The sequence below is a fragment of the Chryseobacterium tructae genome (genome assembly GCF_030409875.1).
GTDB classification, from domain to species: Bacteria; Bacteroidota; Bacteroidia; order Flavobacteriales; family Weeksellaceae; genus Chryseobacterium; species Chryseobacterium tructae.
This window is the reverse complement of record NZ_JAUFQR010000001.1, coordinates 1,223,161-1,246,219: the sequence shown is the minus strand read 5'-3', so window position 1 is coordinate 1,246,219 and position 23,059 is coordinate 1,223,161. Positions and strand designations below refer to the sequence as shown.

Annotated in this window: 26 protein-coding genes, 1 pseudogene and 1 riboswitch; of the genes and pseudogenes, 13 read left to right on the top strand and 14 right to left on the bottom strand. The window is 34.6% G+C overall.

Annotated features, from left to right (window positions below; translation table 11 throughout):
- Positions 1–67: 67 nt before the first annotated feature.
- The 3 genes from tssD to namA form a co-directional block, all read right to left on the bottom strand.
- Positions 68–472, bottom strand: coding sequence for a type VI secretion system tube protein TssD (tssD, locus tag QWZ06_RS06060; RefSeq protein ID WP_290296457.1), 405 nt, complete (start codon positions 470–472; stop codon positions 68–70).
- A 193-nt stretch (positions 473–665) separates the two neighbouring features.
- Entirely contained in the window at positions 666–944 is a 279-nt protein-coding gene (locus QWZ06_RS06055; protein WP_160136551.1) for a DUF2752 domain-containing protein, read from the bottom strand.
- Between the two features lie 17 nt (positions 945–961).
- Entirely contained in the window at positions 962–2,014 is a 1,053-nt protein-coding gene (gene namA, locus QWZ06_RS06050; protein ID WP_290296455.1) for an NADPH dehydrogenase NamA, read from the bottom strand.
- A 100-nt stretch (positions 2,015–2,114) separates the two neighbouring features.
- Here namA and QWZ06_RS06045 point away from each other — a divergent pair, with 100 nt between their 5' ends.
- Complete coding sequence (locus QWZ06_RS06045; protein ID WP_290296454.1) at positions 2,115–2,597, top strand: cytidine deaminase; 483 nt, start codon at positions 2,115–2,117, stop codon at positions 2,595–2,597.
- A gap of 544 nt (positions 2,598–3,141) precedes the next feature.
- On the opposite strand, the gene QWZ06_RS06040 is transcribed toward QWZ06_RS06045, so the two are convergent.
- The 7 genes from QWZ06_RS06040 to QWZ06_RS06010 all read right to left on the bottom strand — a co-directional run bounded on the left by QWZ06_RS06040 (position 3,142) and on the right by QWZ06_RS06010 (position 7,265).
- Positions 3,142–3,450 (bottom strand): barstar family protein, encoded by a 309-nt coding sequence (locus tag QWZ06_RS06040; RefSeq protein WP_290296451.1) that lies wholly within the window; start codon positions 3,448–3,450, stop codon positions 3,142–3,144.
- On the bottom strand, positions 3,447–4,067 hold the full coding sequence (locus tag QWZ06_RS06035; protein ID WP_290296449.1) for a Zn-dependent protease: 621 nt from the start codon (positions 4,065–4,067) through the stop codon (positions 3,447–3,449). The genes QWZ06_RS06040 and QWZ06_RS06035 overlap by 4 nt, the downstream gene beginning before the upstream one ends.
- Positions 4,068–4,141: 74 nt before the next feature.
- Entirely contained in the window at positions 4,142–4,657 is a 516-nt protein-coding gene (locus tag QWZ06_RS06030) for a ribonuclease domain-containing protein (RefSeq protein WP_290296447.1), read from the bottom strand.
- Between the two features lie 94 nt (positions 4,658–4,751).
- Positions 4,752–5,546 (bottom strand): NAD(+) synthase, encoded by a 795-nt coding sequence (gene nadE / locus QWZ06_RS06025; protein ID WP_290296445.1) that lies wholly within the window; start codon positions 5,544–5,546, stop codon positions 4,752–4,754.
- Positions 5,547–5,559: 13 nt separating this feature from the next.
- Positions 5,560–6,090, bottom strand: a complete 531-nt coding sequence (locus QWZ06_RS06020; RefSeq protein ID WP_290301304.1) for a GNAT family N-acetyltransferase — start codon at positions 6,088–6,090, stop codon at positions 5,560–5,562.
- Between the two features lie 4 nt (positions 6,091–6,094).
- Entirely contained in the window at positions 6,095–6,616 is a 522-nt protein-coding gene (locus QWZ06_RS06015; protein ID WP_290296444.1) for a GNAT family N-acetyltransferase, read from the bottom strand.
- Between the two features lie 4 nt (positions 6,617–6,620).
- Positions 6,621–7,265: a leucine-rich repeat domain-containing protein gene (locus QWZ06_RS06010; protein ID WP_290296442.1), complete on the bottom strand. Its 645-nt coding sequence runs from the start codon at positions 7,263–7,265 to the stop codon at positions 6,621–6,623.
- Between the two features lie 52 nt (positions 7,266–7,317).
- Between QWZ06_RS06010 and gldB the strand changes: the two genes are divergently transcribed.
- The 11 genes and pseudogenes from gldB (at position 7,318) to QWZ06_RS05955 (ending at position 17,654) form a co-directional block, all read left to right on the top strand.
- The gene (gldB, locus tag QWZ06_RS06005) at positions 7,318–8,304 is read left to right on the top strand and encodes a gliding motility lipoprotein GldB (protein ID WP_290296441.1); all 987 of its coding nucleotides are present in this window, start codon (positions 7,318–7,320) and stop codon (positions 8,302–8,304) included.
- A 78-nt stretch (positions 8,305–8,382) separates the two neighbouring features.
- The gene (locus QWZ06_RS06000) at positions 8,383–9,285 is read left to right on the top strand and encodes an ABC transporter ATP-binding protein (RefSeq protein ID WP_290296439.1); all 903 of its coding nucleotides are present in this window, start codon (positions 8,383–8,385) and stop codon (positions 9,283–9,285) included.
- Positions 9,286–9,296: 11 nt separating this feature from the next.
- A complete protein-coding gene (locus QWZ06_RS05995) occupies positions 9,297–11,495 on the top strand; it encodes a thioredoxin-like domain-containing protein (protein ID WP_290296438.1) in 2,199 nt (732 codons plus the stop codon).
- 25 nt (positions 11,496–11,520) lie between these two features.
- Positions 11,521–11,844 carry a gliding motility protein GldC gene (gldC, locus tag QWZ06_RS05990; RefSeq protein WP_045499959.1) on the top strand — a complete coding sequence of 108 codons (324 nt, stop codon included), beginning with the start codon at positions 11,521–11,523 and terminating at the stop codon, positions 11,842–11,844.
- A 115-nt stretch (positions 11,845–11,959) separates the two neighbouring features.
- Positions 11,960–13,098, top strand: a pseudogene (locus QWZ06_RS05985) (cystathionine gamma-synthase).
- Between the two features lie 68 nt (positions 13,099–13,166).
- Positions 13,167–13,613, top strand: coding sequence for a GNAT family N-acetyltransferase (locus tag QWZ06_RS05980; protein ID WP_290296435.1), 447 nt, complete (start codon positions 13,167–13,169; stop codon positions 13,611–13,613).
- A gap of 77 nt (positions 13,614–13,690) precedes the next feature.
- A complete protein-coding gene (locus QWZ06_RS05975) occupies positions 13,691–14,203 on the top strand; it encodes a DinB family protein (protein ID WP_290296433.1) in 513 nt (170 codons plus the stop codon).
- Between the two features lie 64 nt (positions 14,204–14,267).
- The gene (locus QWZ06_RS05970) at positions 14,268–14,858 is read left to right on the top strand and encodes a hypothetical protein (protein ID WP_290296431.1); all 591 of its coding nucleotides are present in this window, start codon (positions 14,268–14,270) and stop codon (positions 14,856–14,858) included.
- Between the two features lie 133 nt (positions 14,859–14,991).
- Entirely contained in the window at positions 14,992–15,540 is a 549-nt protein-coding gene (locus QWZ06_RS05965) for an L-threonylcarbamoyladenylate synthase (RefSeq protein ID WP_290296430.1), read from the top strand.
- A 310-nt stretch (positions 15,541–15,850) separates the two neighbouring features.
- Complete coding sequence (locus tag QWZ06_RS05960; RefSeq protein WP_290296429.1) at positions 15,851–16,195, top strand: nuclear transport factor 2 family protein; 345 nt, start codon at positions 15,851–15,853, stop codon at positions 16,193–16,195.
- Positions 16,196–16,232: 37 nt separating this feature from the next.
- A complete protein-coding gene (locus QWZ06_RS05955; protein ID WP_290296428.1) occupies positions 16,233–17,654 on the top strand; it encodes a CCA tRNA nucleotidyltransferase in 1,422 nt (473 codons plus the stop codon).
- Positions 17,655–17,820: 166 nt separating this feature from the next.
- Here the strand turns inward: QWZ06_RS05955 and QWZ06_RS05950 are convergent, their stop codons facing one another.
- The 4 genes from QWZ06_RS05950 to QWZ06_RS05935 form a co-directional block, all read right to left on the bottom strand.
- Positions 17,821–18,615, bottom strand: coding sequence for a hypothetical protein (locus QWZ06_RS05950; protein ID WP_290296427.1), 795 nt, complete (start codon positions 18,613–18,615; stop codon positions 17,821–17,823).
- Between the two features lie 14 nt (positions 18,616–18,629).
- A complete protein-coding gene (locus QWZ06_RS05945) occupies positions 18,630–18,869 on the bottom strand; it encodes a hypothetical protein (protein WP_290296425.1) in 240 nt (79 codons plus the stop codon).
- 5 nt (positions 18,870–18,874) lie between these two features.
- Positions 18,875–20,716, bottom strand: a complete 1,842-nt coding sequence (locus tag QWZ06_RS05940) for a TonB-dependent receptor plug domain-containing protein (protein ID WP_290296423.1) — start codon at positions 20,714–20,716, stop codon at positions 18,875–18,877.
- Positions 20,717–20,751: 35 nt separating this feature from the next.
- A riboswitch (cobalamin riboswitch) is annotated at positions 20,752–20,929 on the bottom strand.
- Positions 20,930–21,094: 165 nt separating this feature from the next.
- On the bottom strand, positions 21,095–22,390 hold the full coding sequence (locus QWZ06_RS05935) for a T9SS type A sorting domain-containing protein (protein WP_290296422.1): 1,296 nt from the start codon (positions 22,388–22,390) through the stop codon (positions 21,095–21,097).
- A gap of 256 nt (positions 22,391–22,646) precedes the next feature.
- Between QWZ06_RS05935 and QWZ06_RS05930 the strand changes: the two genes are divergently transcribed.
- On the top strand, positions 22,647–23,048 hold the full coding sequence (locus tag QWZ06_RS05930; protein ID WP_290296421.1) for a hypothetical protein: 402 nt from the start codon (positions 22,647–22,649) through the stop codon (positions 23,046–23,048).
- The last annotated feature ends 11 nt before the right edge of the window (positions 23,049–23,059 follow it).

Genomic DNA, 23,059 nt, shown 5'->3' with positions numbered 1-23,059 from the left:
ATAGGGCTGGAAAAGATAAAAAAGACCGTCTTATGAAGACAGTCTTTTTATTTTAACGAGCAAAGACCTAACTGCTTGGCCAAAGCCCTGCATATTCAGAATTACCATAAGTAATAGTTTCAGCACTTATTACAAAGCTAATCAGCATATTATTGCTGTCTATTGCATCAAAGTCTACTTCGTGCTGAATCACATATCCATTTTCCCATTTCAAAGCAATTAGTGTTCCTTCTTCATGAGATTTATTGAAGTTGATTTCTCCAGTTGTAGGCTTATATTTGCTATTTAGTAAACTTTCCAAAACATCAGATTTTTCTGTTGCTTCGATGGTTACTTTAATCAGTGCATTTGACGGATCTGATGCTACACGTCCTGAAACATCGGTAGCTCTTGAAACGCTGTAATTAAGTTTTAATAACTTCTGACCTTCACCTCCATTGAATTTTAAGATTCCTCTTGAATTTCCTGCCATATTCTTAAATTTAAATCATTAATGATAGCCCTGTTTAAAGGATTTCTCATAACAAAGATAGACTTCATGTTCTAATTTCAAAAGTTTTAAGGTCACTGTTTCAAAAATTGTAGTAATTCTACGACTTTCACGCTTTCAGAATTAAATAATATGAAAAAAACAGCTTTAATTTTTAATATTCTCTAAAATATAATCAGAAATGTTTGTAAACATAAGAAATAACCGCAATCACAAGGTTAACGATGACGAGCTTCATAAGTACCGATGAATACTTTCTTTTCTGATCGATAACACTTAGTCCTAAAATAAAAAAGAACAGCAATACAGTGTATACCGCCGGATACATTTTAAATGCTTCCGAAAACTTTCCTTCAAAGACCAGAACAATGGCGCGCTGAGCACCACATCCCAAACATTCCACGCCCAGAAATTTCTTACTGGGACAGGTCAGCATAAAGTCTTCAATATTCATTTTCACAGAATTTAGTATTATGAAGAGATCTTGGCTCTTGTATATTGATGGGGAAAAAAGCAGTCTTCCTTCATTTCAAAGCTTCCCTGAACGGCAAGGTATGGATTTCTTAAGATTTCCCTTGCTATAAAGACCAGATCTGCCTCTCCATTCTGAAGAATATCCTCTGCCTGTTCTACTTTTGTGATTAAACCTACTGCTCCGGTTTTTACATCCGCTTCCCTTTTTATCTGAGAAGAAAAAGGAACCTGATACCCATTGAAAACTGAAATTTTTGCTCCATGGATATTTCCACCACTCGATACATCTACAAGATCAACGGAATGCTCTTTTAAAATTTTCGCTAATGCTACACTATCCTGAATATCCCAGCCATTTTCAGCATATTCTGTTCCGGAAATCCGTACAAAAAGGGCTATATTTTCATTCAATTCTTCATTAACGGCATCAACTATTTCAATGAGAAAACGGATTCTGTTCTCAAAACTCCCACCATATTCATCGGTTCTGATGTTGGATAATGGAGATAAAAACTGATGAATAAGATATCCGTGGGCTCCATGAATTTCAATCAGATCAAAACCTGCTTTTACAGCTCTTTGTGCTGCCTTTTTAAAATGATGAACTTGTTCTTTTACCTCAGCAGTACTCAAAACATGCGGAATTCTTTCTGACGGATGATAGGGAATAGAGCTTGGTGCAATGGTTTCCCAACCTTCTTCTACTGAAATCTGCAGGTTATTCCATGTAGAGCCCTTCCTTCCGGCATGCGCTAATTGGATTCCTATCTTGCTGTCTGAGTTTTTATGAACAAATTCTACAATTTGCTGCAATTTTTCCGCTTGTTCATCATTCCAGATTCCCATACAGTGATTGGTAATTCTTCCTCTTGGTTCTACCCCTGTAGCTTCCACCACAAGCAGCCCGGTTCCTCCCTGCGCTCTGCTTCCGTAATGTACCAAATGGAAGTCATTGGCCATTCCGTTTTCACATGAATACATGCACATGGGAGACATTACCCAGCGGTTTTTCAACTCTACATTCCTGAATTGTATTGGAGTATATAACATTTTATGGTCTTAAAAATTGAACTTTTTCATTGGAAGAATAAAATATTGCCCACCTCATTAAAAAAAACTAATTTTACCCCCCTTTTTTAGTCTACAATATATGAAAAAAGACATACAGATCAGTTACGAATATTTTAAAAATAGCAGTGAGCTGAGCGATATAGAAAAAAAATTATTTGCAAGAGCCAAAGAGGCTCGTGAAAACGCTTATGCGCCCTATTCTCAGTTTTTTGTAGGATGTGCCGTATTGCTTGAAAACGGAGAAATCTATTCCGGAAATAATCAGGAAAATGCAGCTTTCCCTTCGGGACTTTGTGCAGAAAGAACTACTCTTTTCTGGGTAGCCGCAAATTTCCCGAATATGAAGGTAAAGAAAATCTTCGTTGTGGGTGGACCCAAGGAATTTCATGAGAAAAACCCACCAATTCCACCATGTGGAGCCTGCCGCCAGAGCTTAATAGAATACGAAACTAAACAAAATGAGGATATCGATCTTTATTTTTCAAGCATGAATGAAGAAGTGGTGAAGGTGCATGCAGTGAAAGATTTGTTGCCTTTCTATTTTGATTCTACATTTTTATAAGATCGATTTGTAGGATTGCAAACATGATTTTAAAATAAATATTCAGCTTTTGCTGTGATATTTAAAATAATATGGACTTACATTTTATGGTAAGTTTTATAGGATTAGACCAACAGAACTTCTGTTGGTTTTTTATTTGGATAGTCAAGTTGGAAAACGCAAAGGCGCAACTGATTATCTAAATGCATTATTTTTAAGGCGCTAAGATTTTATCTACGATAAAATTTAATAGAATTATGCTTGTATTCATATAGCCATGAATCCACTAATAAAATAATTCATGATTAATTATCAGCTGAAAATCTTTGATTTTCTAGCGCCTTAAAAACAGTATAATGTTGAAATTCTTAGCGCCTTAGCGTTTTCCAATAAACCCATCAAAGAAAAATCTGCGAAATCTCCTCAATCTGCGAGAAAAATATTTTCTAAATAATTTTAAACTCTCACTGATTATAATAATTCAGCAGATTTATTTAAAAAAATACGTCAATAAAAAAGGTTGCTCTATTTCTAAAACAACCTTTTTACTTTTTTACATTACCAATTAGTCTTCTGTTTCCTCTTCGTCTTCATCATCTTCATATTGCTCCAGATAGTAGCTGAAAGTGAAATCTTCCACTTCTTCCTCAGCATCTTCCAATGTCGTTAAAAGATCTTCAAAAATTTCAAGCTGATCTACCGTCATGTTTACGAATTCAATGTGGAGGGGCATTTCCAATTCTCCGGTAATGGTATCGAAAAGCGCATCAAGATTATCTCCAAAATGTTCAGGAAGTTGAATTTTCTCCTTCAGCTGAGCATAGAAATCCTCATAATCGCCTATGTTTATAAAATCTATATATACTGTCTTCATATTGAACTAAATTTCCAATTTTTATTGATTAAAAAAGTTTTGCATTTTTTACAAAAATCCGTTTCTTCATTCGTTGGATTTTTACCTTCTGCATCTCTCATAAAACACATTTTTTCTGGGCAATGTGGCAACCCTTGAGTATGACCAAGCTCATGAATGGCAATTTTATAAAACTGCTCATCCGAATTTTCTTTGCTCAACCTAAAATTTGAAGCTACGCAAGCTTTTCCCGGTCTATATCCTAAGCCCATTACTCCAAAATCTTTTATTTTTCCTTTGGTCACACTGATATCTTTTGAAGTAAGTCCAATTGTAACAAAACCTTCTTTTGTTCTGGTGTTTAAAAACTTAATGATCGAATCGGCTCTATAACGGTTTCTCTCTTTATAATAAGCATTTTCCGGAAAGTCTATTGGTTCCAGAACTTTAATATTAGGATATATTTTTTTAATGCCTTCTGCTACTGTTTCTACTTTTTCAGGTTGTATATCTCTGAATGGCTGAACCAGTATAGTGATTGCTGGCTTTTGTTGCGATTCTTTTACAATCTTTTGCTTTTCTGAGCATGAAAACACCAGAAATAAAAACAGCAGATAAACAAAATTATTATTTTTCAAATTTACTATTTATCATGATTTAAATGCAAATTATATATCAGTTATGCTTCGCCGAATGCTCCTCGTAACGACAATTACTGCTTGTCAAAACTCTTGTAATGGTTTTTAGTCAAGTAAACATCTCCATTTTTAGTATAGATAATACGGTCTGCATTTCTTCCGCCACAGCGGTAATTGACATCGGCTTCAAAGTATTTGTCTCCATCCGGTAATCTTCCTTCCCTGTTTCCGAATTTATCTCCACCAATGGCTTTTCCGGGAAGCATCTCACAAAGATTTCCTTTTGAAGGATTCCATCCTTGTTTTCTGGCCTCACTTTTTGTAATGTAATAATCTGGTAGTCTATGATTTTGCTTTACATAGCTGATCACCGTTTTTTCCTCTGTCAGTTTTTCAATAGAAACCTGGGTTGATGAATTATCGATATTAGTCTGATCTTCCGTAGAAGTGCTTCCATAACTTACATGCTCTGTTTTAGCTGAGGATGAATGGTCATTACTTTTAATGAAATTATTATAGATATACATCACAGACATTCCGAAAAGGAGCCCCAGACAGATGAAAAATACGGCTCTTATTTTACTGTTCATAGTAGTAAATGTATTAATGTAACAATATATCAGTTTAGCAATATAACAATAATGTGTACAATATTATATTGCTAAACTAAGTAGATATCTATTTTTATGATTCTCTCCAATCTTCAGGAATATCACAAACCGGGATAGGATCCATCTTATGTTTGGCAGCTTTATGCATTCTGTCAAAGATCAGGAATACTTCTTTATCTCTTCCTTCGTAGTCTTCTGCTGTTTTGGTTCCGTATTCTTTTTGAATTTTTTCCAATTCAGGATAAGTGGCTCCAATCTGTTGTTCATCCGTGCGATCCACATCCCAAAGACCATCTGTAGGAATAGCTTCCTGAATACTTTTGATCAGATCCAATCCTTTTGCCAAAGCATATACTTCAGTTTTATAAAGGTCTCCGATTGGTGATACGTCTACTCCACCATCCCCATATTTGGTATAAAAACCAATTCCAAAGTCTTCAACTTTATTTCCGGTTCCACACACTAAAAGCCCGTTAAGCTGACCATAATAATACAGGGTAAGCATTCTCAAACGGGATCTTGTATTGGCAAATGCCAATTTCTCATTCGGGTATAGATCATCCTTTACATCAAAGGTTTTATAAAGTTCTTCAAAAGCGGGTGTTAAGTCTACAGACATGATTTCCACGTTTGAAAATTTGGATTTCAGATCATTCATGTGATCCTTTGCACGATCTACCTGATCGGCTTTCTGGCGGATTGGCATTTCAATCAGTAATGTTTTTAATCCGGTCATTGCTGCTAATGTAGAAACTACTCCTGAATCAACGCCTCCTGAAACTCCTATTACATATCCATTTACTCTAGCTTTCGTTGCATAATCTTTTAACCAGCCAACGATATGATCTATCACTTTTTGTGTCTGCATCGTTTATATTTTTTTAATCTATTCCAAATTCTTTAGGATATTTCACTATCCCTTTTTTATTTTTTAATCCGTCTTTTACCAACTCAATGGCCATTCCGTTTTCTTCCGGAATTTCAAACGGAAATGAAATCCCAAAATTACTTGTTTTTTTGTAACCAAACCTTGGATAATAATTTTCATGGCCAATTAAAATGACAGAATCATATCCCAGTTCTTTAGCAATTTGATGTCCATAAAGAATCAACTGACCACCAATTCCTTTATTTTGAGAATCAGGTTTAACAGAAACAGGGGCTAGCGCTAACGACTCATAAGTTTCTGAGTCATTTTCAATTTTAAGCTTTGTAAACAAAATGTGTCCGGCAATATTGCCATTTTCATCTTCTGCTACCAATGAGAGTTCTGGAATAAAAGCTTCAGATTCTCTTAATTTTTCAACGAGAAAATGTTCCTGATGATCACTGTGCTCCATTTCCCAGAATGCTTCTTCTATAAGCTGAAAGACCTTTTGATAATCCTTTTCCTCTTCCTGTCGTATCGTCATGATATTAAATATATTTTTCACGCTTCAGTTCATACCAAAAACATTTGACTCCTGAGTCTTCAAATGCACCTGTATTTTCAAAGCCCATTTTTGTTAAGATATAATGAGAACCTGAATTTCCGGCATCGGCAAAAGCATATATTGTATTTGCTTTCAATTCATTAAAACCATAATCCAGTGTAGCCTTTGCGGCTTCCCAAGCGTATCCTTTGCCCCAAAACTCAGGAATAAAACGATACCCAAGATCCAAAGTTTCTACATGCCCATTGATAGGTTCTTTTAATAGTTTTAAACCGCACCATCCTATCAGTAATCCGCTTTCTTTTTCAATGACCGCCCATCTTCCTACTCCATTTTCCTCATATTGTTTCCTGATCATTTTGATGATCTCCTTTGATTCATCCAGATTTGTTACGGGAGTTCCAAGGTATTTCATTACCTCAGGGTCAGAATCCATAAGGAACATTCGTTCAAAATCAGTGTCTTCAAGTTCTCTTAAAATAAGTCTTTCGGTTTCTATTTTCATACTATTAGTTTTGTTCATCAGCTCCAAATATGGTTACCTCTTTCGTTATTCCTTTCTTTATGTCTGCTTCTTTTATTTTGTTTCCGCCTACATTTAAAGTTTGTAAAATGGGGTTTCCTGAAATATCAATGTGTTGGATTTTGTTGTGTTCTACATTTAATCTTCTTAAATTTTTCAGCTGAGAAAGGTCTATTATTTTTAGCTGATTTAAAGATAATGTTAATTGGTCAATTTTGGGTGTATCTTTTAATGAGATTCCTTCTAAAAGGTTATTATCAATGTATAAAGAAGTCAAATGTTTCAAGTTTTCTGCTTTAAATGATGTTGCTTTACAACCTGTACACGAAAACAGGTTCAACTTGTCCATATCTTTCAGAACAATCACCGGAATCGTATTATCATCCAGCATTATCATTTTTACATTTTTAAAGAAATGCAGATCATCTGTAGAAGTAATTCCTTTTTGAACCAGAAACAGGTTATTAATTGCTTCTGCTTCGGGCTGGGTAATCATTCCATCTTTGTTTACATCAAAATTTTCAAGGATTGCTTTTTCCAGATTTTTATCTTTAAACTCAAGCTTTTGAGCCTGAAAAAAAATAAATCCGAAAATAAAAAGGAGGGTTGTAAATATTTTAATTTTCATCATGAATTTTGCATTTAATCCTTACTTTTGTAAACCTTAAATCTATGTAAAAATAATGAAGATTTTCAGATATATTGCCCTTTCTTCTATTTTAATTGCGGGACTGAATTCTTGCAAAAAAGAACCGGAAAACCAATGGAAAGTAGAAGTAAAAGATCCCTCCGAAAAAATTGAAATGACGGATATTTCTAAAGAACTTTATAACCCCAATATTCCGTTGGATCAATTTAAGGCACAATTCCCATGGTTTCAGGGAACTGTTTCTGATGCAGATTTTGCCAAAAGAAGAATTGACACAGAAGAAATAAAAATCTATAAAGAAGCTATCGGGAAAATAGATCAGACTAAATTACAGAAAGAACTTCAGGGATTATTTTCCCATATCAAATACTACTTCCCACAATTTAAAAGTCCCAAGGTATATCTATTTTCATCGGCTCTTCAAATGGTTCAGGATCCTATCTTTTATGATGAAAAGAAAAATCTTTTATTCATAGATATTACAGGTTTTATGGGAGATGGTAATGCTCATTATAAAGGACTTGAACAATATTTCCAGAAGTCGATGAATCCACAGAATATTGTTCCTAAAGTTTCTCAACTTTTTGCTGAAAATATTGTCACGGAGTCTCCGGATCATCAGAAATTCATAGATCAGGTTATTCTTAATGGAAAAGTAATGATCTTGCAGGACGCTTTTCTTCCTGATTTCCCTGATTATCTGAAAATGAATTATACCCAAAAGCAATACGAATGGGCTACTTATAATGAAGCCAATATCTGGAATTATTTTGTGGAAAGCAATCTCTTATTTGGTGATGACCCAAGACTGGGTGAGCGTTTTATTGCTCCGGGGCCATTCTCAAAGTTCTACACTGAAATCGACAACGAATCTTCCCCACAAATTGGAATTTTCACAGGATGGCAGATCTGTAAAGCGTACTTTAAAGAAAAACCAGACACACAACTGAAAGAATTTCTAAAGATGGATGCTACTAAAATTTTTAACGAATCAGGATATAAGCCTCGTGTAACAAAATAACCTGAACCTCATACTTATATAAGACTTTTTGTAATTACAGAAAGTCTTTTTTTATTCATAACCATCACACAAGTATCTATGGAAAATCTAATTAACATCCGTAATCTCAACTATGGATTCACCAAAAATAAACTCATTCTCAAAAATGTAAGTCTTGCTGTCCCTAAAGGAAGTATTTTTGGATTTCTGGGAGCCAACGGAGCCGGAAAATCAACAACCATGAAAGTCATGCTGGGAAATCTTCCCGATGAAAATAATGCCATCGAAATATTTAGTAAAAATCTTACACTACTCTACCCTAATGGATTTCAAAAAATTGGAAGTCTCATAGACAGCCCTGCTTTTTATGATCATTTATCAGGATGGGATAATCTTATTATTCTTTCTCAATTAAGAGATCTCCCCGATTCTGAATGTGAAAGAGTTCTGCATCTTGTAGATCTTTGGGAAAACAGAAATGTAAAGATGAAAAGGTATTCATTAGGAATGAAACAAAGGCTGGCTATTGCCATGACCCTTCTTGGATCTCCGGAGCTTTTAATTCTTGATGAACCTGTAAACGGTCTTGATCCGAATGGAATGCTGGAAATTCGTGAATTATTACTTAAACTGAATAAAGAACAAGGGATTACTATATTTATTTCAAGCCATCTATTACAGGAAGTAGAGAAAATGGTGACTCATCTGGCTATCATTTCCAATGGCGCTATCAAATTTTCAGGAAGTGTTGAAGAACTCAATACTTATTATCGGCATAATCGTGTGAGGATAGGATTAAATGAGCCTTCTTCCTTTATACAATATATTCCGGAGAATTATACAGCGCAAATCATCGACCATCATACCATAGAAGTAACCGTTCAATCCAAAGAAGACATTACTAAGCTTACCAAAATTCTGGTACTTAAAGATGCTGAAATTTTTGAGATCAGAAACAGTGCAGGATTGGAAGACTGGTTCATGGAAATTACTAAAAACTAAACTCAACACCAATGAAAAAATTAATTACATTAGTCCATACGGAATGGCTGAAAATAAAAGGGCTGGGTTTGGTATATCTGGCATTAATTATGGGGCTTTTAATTCCTTTTACAGTATTTTTATTCCAAATTTATAGCCCTACATTTCTCACACCGGAAGATCTTCCTTATTCTGTTTTTGAAGAAGCCATAAGTGGTAACCTTAAAGCATTTTGTATGTTTCTGCTTCTGCTTTACATCGTAATCGCAGCTAACAGAATTGCCCAAACAGATCATAAAAATAATGGCTGGCAGCTTATGGAAACCCAGCCAATCAGTAAATTTCAGCTGTATTTTTCAAAATACCTGGTTGTATTGATCTTAATTATTATATGTATTGCTTCTTATATTGGATTTACCATTCTGTTTTCATTATTAGATTACTATATAAATCCTAGTGAAGTAAAACTCCTCACGTTTGATACCATATGGGTTTTAAAAACATTCATAAGGCTCTGTGTTGCCATATTAGGGATTGCAGCCCTTCAATTGTGTATATCTGTTGCTTTTCCAGGATTTATCTGGGCATTTCTTATAGGAATTCTGGGACTCATCATCAATATATTTTCTTTGGTTCAGAAAGTGTCTCTTCCTTTCTGTCCATACAATTCACTATATATCCTTTGTCAATCTACCAATATAAAGAGCCTGAGCCATTTTATTACCTATAGTGAATATTTAAGTATTTTCTGGGCTCTTGTATTTCTTATTATCGGTTATTTCTGGTACAAAGGGAAAGGATTTAAAACGGCTTTTTTAAAAAATAAAAAACAGATCATTTTTTCAGCTGTATTCATCTTCATCACAGCTGGAGCATTTTTTATTCTACAGAAGCCTAAATCTTATAGAAGTGAAGGGACAGAAGTACTAGTTCAGGGAAAAATTTCTACAGACCTTAAAATAGATTCCGTTAAGATATTCTCCAAAGATTTCCATAAAAAAATAGGAAGTGCTGCAATCAAAAATGGAGCATTTCTATGGAAAAGCAAGCAAAAGCTCCCATTCGACCAGTACAGCCTTGAATTTGGAAATAAAAAGATTGATTTCATGATGGGAAATGGAGATTATTTTAATTTCATTATCGACTGCAATGCAGCCAATATCAAATATTTCCTTACGTCTAATCGCTCTGCAGAGCAAGAGTACAAAAATAAAGAGGATGGATTCGGATATGAACTATCCTACTCTATTGAGCAGCAAAAGTACAATGATAATCCGAAAAAGTTTTATGAATTGGCACAAGCTGACTGGGAGAAAAACATTGACAAACTCAGCCATTATACCGATACTGAAAACAATGCTTTATCTGATGAATATTTAGCGTATCGAAAACAACTATTGGCTATCCAATACCTGAATGAAATTAGTAATTATAGAAAAATGACTTCATGGGACGATCCTAAATTCGCACCTCCTAAAGCTTTTTTAAATGAGCTGAATGCAAGAATCACCAGCCCAACTGTTTTACTAAGTAAAAATGATGATTATCTTCAGTATAAACTAGATCAGATGCTTACCGATAAAGAAAGATTATCTAATCCGGACAGTCTCCTTTTTATAAAATTGAACGCTTTACCAAGTAATATTAGCAAAGATCGCTTACTCACTAGGCATCTTGTAAAAAGTATGGAACTTGAATCTGATAGTACTTCCCGAAATCAACTCTTTTCCCGAGAATTTCAAATGTTGAACAATCATGATTACAAAAAATTAGCAGCATCCAAACTTGAACAGCTCAATATATCTCAAAAAGGAGCTCCTTTTCCTGATTTAAAATTCATTGACGCCAAAGGAAAAGCTCACCTTCTTTCCGAATACAGAGGAAAACATGTAATTATTGATCTGTGGGCAACCTGGTGTGGGCCATGTAAGCAGATCCGACCGGTATTTGATACCAGAAGCCGCCAGTATCATTATTATGATAACATTCAGTTTATTTCTATAAGCCTGGATGAAAGCCAATCCAAATGGCAAAACTATTTAAAAACAAAACCTTCAAAAACGCCTCAGTTCTGGCTATCTAATGCTAGTGAATTCATGACTCGTTATAAAATCCAATCTATTCCAAGATTTATTATTATTGATCCTGCAGGGAAAGTTTTCAACCTAAATAGTCCATTTCCTGATGAAGATAATTTCGTAGAAATTTTGGATAAGCTTAAGAAGTATTAACTTTGCCAAAAATTTTTAGATTGATATGAGAAAAACTCAGATTACGATAGATGTAGAGCTTGATGAAAACCACGTTCCGGAAAACATTACATGGAATGCTCAGGATGGGGGTGTTGAAAAAGAGGAAACAAAGGCTACCATGATCTCTGTATGGGATGATAAAACAATGGAGGCTTTAAGAATCGATCTTTGGACAAAGGAAATGCCTGTAGACCAGATGAAGATGTTTATCCATCAGATTTTAGTTTCTTTAGGAAATACGTACCAAAGAGCAACCGGAGAGGAAGATGTAGCACAATGGTTGGAAGAAGTTGCGGAAGAATTTGCTGTAAAATCGGCGATAAAATAAAAACAATTTGAGAATGAAGTAATTTAAGGATCTGAAAATAAAAGGACTGATATTTGTAACAGTATCAATTTCATTTTCAAATTATTGAATTTTCAAATTATCAAATTATATAAATATGAATTTTAATACTAAAGTAATTCACGGAGGGCAGCATCATGAGTCTGCAACGGGATCTGTAAATGTTCCTGTATTTTTAACCTCTACGTTTGCACAGAAAAGCCCTGGAGTACACTCCGGATATGAATATTCAAGAGCAGCTAACCCTACAAGACAGGCGTTAGAAGATTCTTTAGCAAGCATTGAAAACGGAGCGAGAGGCTTAGCTTTCGGTTCTGGACTTGCTGCTATAGATTGTGTTTTGAAACTATTAAACCCTGGTGATGAAGTCATTGCTGTAGATGATCTTTACGGTGGTACTTACAGAATGTTCACCAGACTTTTCGAAAAATATCAGCTGAAGTTCACGTTTGTGAATTTTGATGATGTTTCTAAAATTGCTGATGTTATTACAGATAAAACAAAGCTAATCTGGGTAGAAACTCCAACAAACCCATTGATGAAACTGGTAGACATCAAAGCTGTTGTAGACATTGCTAAAGGAAAGATATCTTAGTTGCTGTAGACAATACTTTCGCAACACCATACATCCAAAGACCTATTGATCTGGGAGCTGATATCGTAATGCACTCTGCTACCAAATATTTAGGAGGACATTCTGACGTCATTGCTGGTGCCCTTATTGCTAAAGATGCAGAATTGGGTGAAAAACTTCACTTTATTCAATTTGCAAGTGGTGGTATTTTAGGCCCTCACGATTCTTATCTTGTATTAAGAGGAATCAAAACATTAGCATTAAGAATGCAAAGACATTCTGATAATGGTCTTGCTGTAGCAAAATATCTTGAAACTCATCCTGCAGTAGATAAAGTAATTTATCCGGGACTAGAATCTCACCCTCAATACGAGCTTGCAAAATCTCAAATGAAAGAATCTGGAGGAATGGTATCCTTCACTTTCAAATCCGGAAAGAAAGAGGATGCGATCAAGTTCCTTGAAAAAGTAAGAGTATTTACATTAGCAGAATCTTTAGGAGGAGTAGAATCTCTGGCAAACCATCCTGCTTTAATGACTCACGCTTCTATTCCGGCTGAAAAACGTGCTGAATTGGGAATCACAGATGACCTTGTTCGTTTAAGCGTTGGAATTGAAGACGCCGAAGATCTTATTGCAGATCTGGAAAAAGCTTTTTCTTAAAACATTACAATCAATAAAATGAGAAGGATTTAATATCTTTCTCATTTTTATTATCACACCAAATACATATGAAAAACACAAGAAAAGCAGTCGTTGCAGATTTACCTCAACTCGCTGAACTATTTGATCAATACAGAATATTCTACCATAAATCATCAGATATCCCTGCAGCTTCAGATTTTCTTCAGGAAAGGCTTGAAAACAAAGACTCTGAAATTTTCGTTACAGAAGAAAATGGTATCCTTATTGGTTTTGTGCAGTTATATCCAATATTTTCATCTACAAGAATGCAACGCTATTGGTTACTGAATGATTTATATGTTAATGCTCACCACAGAGGAAAAGGCTACTCCAAAGAACTTATTGAAAAGTCAAAAGAATTATGTAAGGCTTCAAACGCCTGCGGAGTTTTGCTTGAAACAGGAAAGGGTAATGATGTAGGAAATCAGCTGTATCCTGCCTGCGGCTTTGAACTCTATGACTCTGTGAATTTTTACGAATGGACAAATAAATAATATAACAATGTATCAGTTTAACGGTTTACCAATGATTGTTACATTCTTAGACTGCTAAATTGTTAAATTTTAAAACTATGACAGATTTTCAAAAATACATTCAAAGATATTTAGACCTGATCCCATCAGGAGATTGGTTGACTGAATTAAAAGTATCAGAAAATAGAACGGTCGGAATTTACTCTAACCTTACCGAAGAACAATCAAAATTTGCCTACGCTGAAGGTAAATGGACACTAAAGGAATTGTTGCTCCACTTATCCGATACGGAAAGAGTTTTTCAATACAGAATATTAGCTTTCGCCAGAGGAGATAAAAACAACCTTCCGGGATTTGATGAAAATGAATATGCCGAGCAATCTTTTGCCAGTGAGAGATCTTTAGAATCTTTATTGGAAGAATATAAATTGGTAAGAAAATCTTCTCAGATTCTATTGGAAACCATGAAACCTTCCTCTTTACAAAATATTGGAATGGCCAATGGCAATGAAATCTCCGTGGAAACGATAGGAAAACTGATTATTGGTCATAATTATCACCATCTGAATATTATTGAGGAAAGATATTTATCTAAATTAGGATGGATGTAAAATGATAATATCAATAGAGATAAGTTTGTCCGGCTTTTAATTTTATAAACCGTCCGCTTCCAACATGAGAGCATTAAAGAAATTAGATATCAGAAAAAGTATTCACTCCAAAAAATTAATTTTTGAAGAAGGGTGGACGGATAGGTTTGATACTCTTACCGTCTACTTTGCTTTTCTAGCGTTAATTTGGTTTTCTATATGGGGAATTAAGGAAACTGAAATATCTATTGATAATGGTCTGGAATATTTAGTTCTGACTTGTATATTCTCTTTCTCATTATATGTTCTATATTGTAAGTTTACTGAAAAACATTTAAAGGAAATTAAATTCGATATTTCTAAAACTGAAGCAAAAGATAGGGTCATCAAATATGCTCAAAAACGCTACAGAATATCTACACCAGCCAATAATCTACTATATCTTAATGAACCAACAGACTTGTACAGTCCAGGAAACTATGAACAGACAGTAATTATCTTTTTCAAAGACAATTCTATTCTTTATACTCTACTTAAAGAAGGTTCTAAAACTAATTTACCAGTATTACTTTCTCAACACTTCTTCAAAATGCAATTCAAAAAAATACTTCAACAGAATGAACCAGAATTAGAGATTAAGAATAAGAGCTACTTCAGATCTTTTTTTCATGGATAAGACTTTAATATAAAGATAAAAGAATGTGAATCTACTTTAAATGTATTCGAAACTATTTGATTTATATCTTCATTTTTTGTCTAAAGTTCATATATTCTCTACCTTTATCCATTATTTTGAATGTAATAAAAATATGGAACCTATTATTGAAATATTAAAATCCGGCGGAACTATTCTATACCCTACTGATACCATTTGGGGAATTGGCTGTGATGCAACCAATATAGAAGCTGTCAATAAGATTTTTGACATCAAAAAACGTGAAAAAAACAAATCGATGATCATTCTGGTAGAATCTGAAAAAAGACTTCAAGATCTGGTAGATGTTCCCGAAATGGCCTGGGAAATTATTGACTTAAGTGAAAAGCCGGTCACCATCGTTTACGAAAACCCTAAAGGATTGCCTAAAGAATTGTTGGCAGAAGATGGTAGTATTGGAATTAGATTGGTAAAAAATGACTTTTGTAAAAAACTAATTACCAAACTGAATAAGCCTTTGGTTTCTACATCAGCCAATTTCAGTGGTGATAAAAGCCCATTGAAGTTCTCTGATATTTCTCCGGAAATCATCAGTCTTGTGGATTACGCAGTAGAAGAAGATCGAGATAAAGTTTCAAAATATTCAGGATCTTCGGTTATTAAAATATGGAATGATAACAGGATCAAAGTTCTTAGAGAATAAAAAATTCTAAGGTTTTAATAAGGAAACGGGATGCAAACAGAGGATGGAAACTGAAAAAAATTATTGATTAATAATAATCAACTGAAGTTCAGCATTAACATTTTCTAAATCCACTGACTTTATAGTGGTTTTTATTTCCCAAAATAGTTTGATACCAGTTTTCCTTTCCCATCTTCCCATTTCCTTAGCTTAAACCTTCTCTAGAATTCAGGGAAATAGATTTAATTTTTAGAGTCTTGTCTTTGTATATCGGCAGGATTTCTTTTTTTTAATTCTATCTTTGCAAAATCCAATACATAAAATACATGCTATGAATCATCAAGAATTCGCTCAGATGTGGATAAATGCCTGGAACTCTCATGATTTAGACAATATCCTCACCCATTATTCTGAGGATATTGAAATTACAACGCCCATGATTTCCATGGCTACCGGAGGAAAAGAAAGTTCTTTAAAAGGGAAAAAAGCGGTTCGTGAATACTGGAGAAAGGCACTTGATAAATTTCCGAATCTGCATTTTGATCTGATTCATTCCACGGAAGGTGTAGGTTCCGTAGCATTATTTTATAAATCTATCATGGATAAACACGCTATAGAAGTGATGTTTTTTGATGAAGAAGGGAAAATAAATAAAATGTACGCTCATTATGACTAATGAACGGCATTGGTTGAAATTGACGCTATTATAAACGATGAAAATTAATCTTACTCAAAATAAGGATTTAAAACTTTTTAAAATAATTTCTGAAGCTGCAGAAAGGAATAACCAAACGGTATACATTGTTGGTGGTTATGTGCGTGATCTCCTGATGAAGAGAAAGGCTTCTACGGATATAGACTTTGTGACTGAACAGAGCGGTATTGAGCTGGCTCAACATGTAGCACAGGACATTGATCCGAAATTAAAGGTTTCTGTATTCAAAACCTATGGTACAGCGATGATCAAATATAAAGATCTTGAACTGGAATTTGTAGGAGCAAGAAAAGAAAGTTATACTGAAAACAGCAGAAAGCCTGAAGTAGAAGGCGGAACTTTGGAAGACGATCAAAAGAGAAGAGATTTTACGATCAATGCGATGGCCATTTCTCTGAATAAAGACAATTTCGGAGAACTGATTGACCCATTCAATGGCGTTGAAGATCTGGAAAAAGAAATTTTAAGAACACCATTGGAGCCTGCTCAAACTTATTCTGATGATCCATTGAGAATGATGAGAGCCGTAAGATTTGCTTCAACTTTACGTTTCACCATTGAAGAGAATTCTTTACATGCAATCAAACAGGAAGCAGAAAGAATCAAGATTGTTTCTATGGAAAGGATCATGGTAGAATTCAATAAGATCATGTTATCTGAAAAACCTTCTGTAGGATTAAGATTAATGGAACAAACAGGACTTTTAAAGCTTGTTATTCCTGAATTAATTGAACTTAAAGGAGTAGAAGAAGTTGAAGGCCAGACTCACAAAGATAACTTCTACCATACCCTTGAGGTAGTAGATAATATCTCCTTGAATACTGATAATCTTTGGCTGCGTTGGGCTGCATTACTTCACGATGTAGGAAAAGCCCCTACGAAAAAATTTGTGGAAGGAACAGGGTGGACATTCCACGGGCATGAATTTTTAGGCTCCAAAATGGTAAAAACTCTTTTCCAGAGATTAAAACTCCCATTGGGAAGTGATATGAAGTATGTTCAAAAGATGGTAAAACTTTCTTCCAGACCGATTGCCTTAGTTACAGATGATGCCTCAGATTCTGCATTGAGAAGGCTTTTATTTGATGCTGGAGAAAACCTTGAAGACCTTTTTACTCTCTGCAAAGCAGATATTACGACTAAAAACTCTAAAAAGCAGGACAAATTCAAGAAAAATTTTGAATATGTAGCGGTTAAGATCAAAGAAGTAGAAGAAAAAGATCAGGTAAGAAACTTCCAGCCTCCTATTACCGGAGAAGAAATCATGGAAATGTTTAACCTTCAGCCGGGACGTGAAATCGGTATTCTAAAGGAAAAGGTAAAGGAAGCCATCCTTGAGGGAGAGATTGCCAATGAAAAAGAAGAAGCAACAAAATTTGTCATTATCGAAGCGGAAAAGCTGGGATTAAAAATGAATTAAATTTTATTACATAAAAAAGAAGGGCTGGATATTGATCCAGCCCTTCTTTTATGTTTCAATGGGATAGATACCAAAGCCGGGCGGGTTCTAAAGAACCCGCCCGGAAAAAAACACAAATGATGAAAAAATAAAAATTATATGGTATACGCCTATGACGTATCCTATTTTAGTTCCAGTATACAGAATTAGAAGCAATACCTGCAGAGAACGTTTTAACAATAGCTCCAGATGTATTGTAAACAACAATCTTACTATCCTTCGTGAATCCGTTAGCATCAGAAGTAAAGATCAGATCTTTTACTACACTAAATCCATAAAGATCAGAATATTGCTCAGAGCTGCTTGCTACCGTAAACAATGGTGTAGTAGGTACAATTCCATTCTTCATATCCATTGTATACACACTTTTATCTGAGCTGAAATAGAATTTATTGTTTGAAATTTCCAGGTTTTTAGCATTAGCAATGCCTGTTAAAGTAGTTGTTTTTATAATATCTCCTGCACTTGATATCTGATAGATATAAGAATCTGTTGTTCCAGCTGCAATAGCATAAACATTTTGATTATTTGAAATTATCTTATTGATATTTCCCGTTACAGAAAAAGTCTTCTGAATTTCATTCGTTGTTGTGTTGATAAGCGTAATATTATTTCCATATCCAAATGAAGCATTTTGTACAAAAATATTATTCCCAGCTTCTACGATTCTCTCAACAGCTTCTGTAAAAGTGATTTTTTTAACAAGAGAATTGTCTGAAGTCTTATAAACACTTACAAATTTATCCCCATTATACTTATCATTAGTTACATACATGTTATTATTAGCAAATGCCATATAACGAGGCGTGTTAAGCCCTGCAGTAATTTCACCAGTTGCTTTAAAAGTACTGCGGTTTACAATCTGAATTTTGTTTGAGTTATTTAATAATAAATAAGCATTGTTTCCATTAAAAGCGATCATCTGAAGAACATCTCCTAGTTTTCCACCGTTATTAAAGAATAAATATTATCCTGCTTAACGCTTAGATCCGAAGTAACAAAGGTAACTTCTGCATTAGGTGTTCCATATTTACCTTCATTGGCAATCAGGAATCCGTTGCTATAATCAACTCTAGGTTGTAGAGTTAGCTCTTCAGTAGTATCAAGGCTACATGATGCTACCCCCACAAGAATCGTGAAAGCAAAAAGAAGATGTAAAAATTTGTTCAGTTTCATATTATTTAAAAATTAATTGTTGCGTAAATACTATAGTTTCTTTTCGGCATAGGATAATCGGCTACTGTCTGGTAAACGATATCTGTAAGATTATTCACTTTAAATCCCAGAGTATATTTTTTTAAAATATCTGCAGAAGCTCCTGCATTTAAAATAAAATAAGGATCTAAAGCTACCGATCGTTTTTGGTCTGCTGTGGTATAAGTAAGTCCGTTAAAAAGTCCCTGAGCATAGATTGTAAGGAAGTCAAATTTATAATCTATAGATCCCGTTGCTTTATGCAAAGGAACGTACATCAATTGTTTTTGAGTTTCCTTATTCGTAGACCTTGAATAGGTATATCCTGCATTGATCTTCAGACTATGTCTGCCAAAATTTTTATTCCAGGTAACCTGTGATTCCAATCCGTAAAATTCAGATTTATAGGTATTAAAAGGAGACCAATATCCATAAGGAGTAGGAAGCCAGCTAATATAATCTTTAATATCCATGTAATATGGGCTAAGCGTAATCTTAAAACCTCCAAAATTAAACTCATGATCCATATCAAGATTAAAAGAAGTCTCAGGCCTTAAATTCAGGTTCCCTCCCGGCTGCCAATAAAGATCATTAAAAGTAGGATATCTGAAGTTTCTTGAAAAGCTTGCTCCTATATGATACCATTTCAAAGCATTCCATTTCCCAGAAAAAGAATACAGAACCGGAGATGAGATTCCCTCTATAAAATCCTTCTTTATACCTGCTTCAAAACGTAAGTCTTTGGAAGCAAAATATCTAATCATTCCGGATACAGAACCTATATTTCGGCTAATATTTTTTATTCCCGTATCATATCCCACTGCTTTATTCACTTGAAACTCTCCAATAGCATTAATATTGATTTTGGGAGTTATAAAGTAATTAAAATCGTTTTTAAAGATATAATTCTTTCCTTCAGCTCCACTTGATTTGCTCGAATGAATATCCGAAAAATACCGGTAATTATCTTCGGTATAAGCAGCCTTTAAGCTATTGGAAAGATTGGTTTTATTAATATCCCAGGAAATAAGGCTTCGTACGGTGTTTGCTTTATATTTTGTTCTGTTACCATTTTCCTCGTAAATCATATAATGTTGCGAAGCATCAAACATCTGGCTCTGCCATGAAATTGTCTGAGCATCTGCAATTTTATAAGCTGCACCAATATTAAAGGTTGTATTGTAATACCTTCCATTGATATTCTTAAATGGGGTTCTGCCTACTACCAATTCCGGAACTTCATAATCGTTCGCACTTACGGCATAATTTGCAGAAGCTTTAAAGCTAAATTTATCATTACTGTAAGAACCTTTCACAAAATTATTATAAGTACCAAAAGAAGCTACTTCCGAAAACAGAGAACCATGAAATCCTTTATTAAAATCAAGATTATTGTTCAGGTGAATACTTCCTCCAATAGCTCCCGAACCATAGATAACACTTCCCCCGCCCGGTTTTATTCCGATCTGATCATAGCCAAACAATGCAATATTGTTAATATCTCCCTGACCTAAAAAATTAGAATTAATATTAATTCCGTTCCAGACAAAAGCGGTCTGTGAGGCTGATGTTCCTCTAAAAGACGGTGAAGAAACAGCGCCACGGCCATTTTCTTTAATATAAAGATTAGATTGAAACCTCAGCAATTCGGAAAGGTTAGTAGAATTCTTTTGAGCTTCTATAGGAGTAATCGTTTTTACAGGATGGAAAAGTTTCACCTTATTCATCTGGCTGTCGAATATATATATCGTATCAACAACTTTCTCCTGTCCGAAAAGAAAGCAGCCATAAGATGACAAAAACAGTACTAAAGATCTTTTTATATCCATATTCTTCTACTTTTCCTCCGAAAGCAATATGTTTTTTTTTGATTATTATTCTGGCAGGTCTCCTGACTTTCGCTTTCTGTGCCTTCCCGTTTTTATACAGTGGCTATGTACAGAAATTCTTGTTGCGATTTACAGTTGCGGGGACAGTTTGGGAGTTTCACCCAATTCCCTTTTCATTCCAATATACTGGAAACCATAATTTTTGCAAAGATAGTTTTTTAAATGTATTAGGCAAAAAATGAATTTTATAACAGGCGGTCAGGAAGATACGAATGAAAATCACCAGCCTTCGTTTTTCAACTCCCGACATAAAAATAGCTGCTTCCAATAATGAAAGCAGCCATTCAATGTATAACTATTATTAAAATTTGTTGAATCTTACTTTTTGATGAATTTATGATTCTGTTGCTTTCCTCCTTTTTGTGAAAGCTGTAGTATATAATTTCCTTTTGGTAATGAAGCTACATCAATGTGATCTTCTACAGATGTGAATGATTTTACTCTTTGCCCAACCATATTATACACTTCCGCTTTTTCAATTTTTCCTGCCCCTTTAAAGTATAAAATATCAGTTACCGGATTAGGATAAATACCAATAATATTTTTATTTTTCTCCACATCACTTACTGATAGAGATCCTGTGATATCCAAATAAAAAGCTACCATTTGATTGGAAGCGTCCACACCCATTCCTGCAATTTTATAACCATCCTGAGAAATAGCCAACGGCAGTCCCATTGTTACTCCATTTGTATTAATTCCTAAGCTTTCAGCATACTCATTAAGATTAATACGTCCACTCTCTTCTGTCCAGATAAAGCCTTCTCCAGACATTGGTGGTGCTCCAAAGGCACGATAAAATCCAATGACTTTCGTTCCATCTCCAGAAATTCCGGTTGCACCTCCTTTGAAAAAGAATGAAGCATTAGGATGTGTTATATAGGTAACTCCAGTTCCAGCCTTCCATACATAAGGATTAGGATTAGCTGAACCAATTATGGTATTTCCATCTGCAGAAACAGCCCCTGCTTCACCTACATTATCACCATTGTTATCGGTAATAAAGCTTTCTACCCCATCTATCCACTTGGCGCCACTTCTGGTTCCTGTAGGTTCATCCTGCCAGCCCACGATTACATTTCCTGCAGAGCTTATAGCATTCGCTCTTGAACTACGTCCTGTAACCATACTTCCAAGATCTATTATTCCATTGGTTTCATCCCATTTAACTGCATGAGCACTTGCTGCCGAAAGCCAGCCTAACCCTACAATTGTATTTCCATCAGCAGACATTCCCCAAGCAGAACTTACACTACCATCCCAACCCGTAGGAACGAGACCTCCTCTGTTAACCCATGTAGAAGAGGATACATCGTAAGTTGAAATTTCATTAAACCCTGTTGCTGTATTGGTCACTGAAGATGTGATTTTCAATCCGTCATTAGAAACAACTGTTCTTCCTGCAGCCGGATAGCCATTTGATATAGATCCTATTTGTACAATCCCATTGTTAGCGTCCCACATAAATATTCCGCCACCAGATGTATGCATACTTACCACTCCTTTATTAGAAATAGCTCCTACATTATAATTTCCATATCCCATTACAGTAAGCTGGGCTTCAGCCACACCAAAATTCACGAAGAAATAAGCTACCAATAATTTAATTGTCATTTTGTAAAAATTTTCCATATATGATTATATTTAATATTTTAAATCAACAGAAACAATATTAATATTATATTTAACCAAACAAAAGGAAAAGGCTTTCACAATTCGTGAATTTCGAAAGAATTAAAATTTTAAAACCCTAATAATCAAACTCTTAAATAAAATTCATTTTGAAAACTGATTTTAGAAGAATCATTAGAAAAAACATAAAAAGTACATTGTTATTCAGTAAATATATAAGAATAGCAGACTCATTTTATTGCTGACATTTGTCGTATATTCTATTATTATCAAAGGACAATCTGGCCCGGATTTTAATATTATCGCTGATAAGGCATTCCAGAAACTGTATCAAAATTCTGATGATTGCATCAGCTATACTCAGGGAATTCTCGTAAGTGATCAGGACATAGAACATAAAATCATCCTACAGAATATAATCTCACAGGCTTTCGCTATGAAGGGTGATTATATGCAGTCTGTCAATAGTTTTTCCCAAAAAGAAGATCAGGATCAAAATTTATCTTACTTCATGCAGATCTTTGGGGATTACAATCTGGCAGACCAATATCAGAACCTGGGACTATACAATCAGTCAAAAAAGATAATTGTTCATCTCTTATCGGATCAGAAACTTCTGAAAGCAATGATCCTAAATTAAGGATAACAACA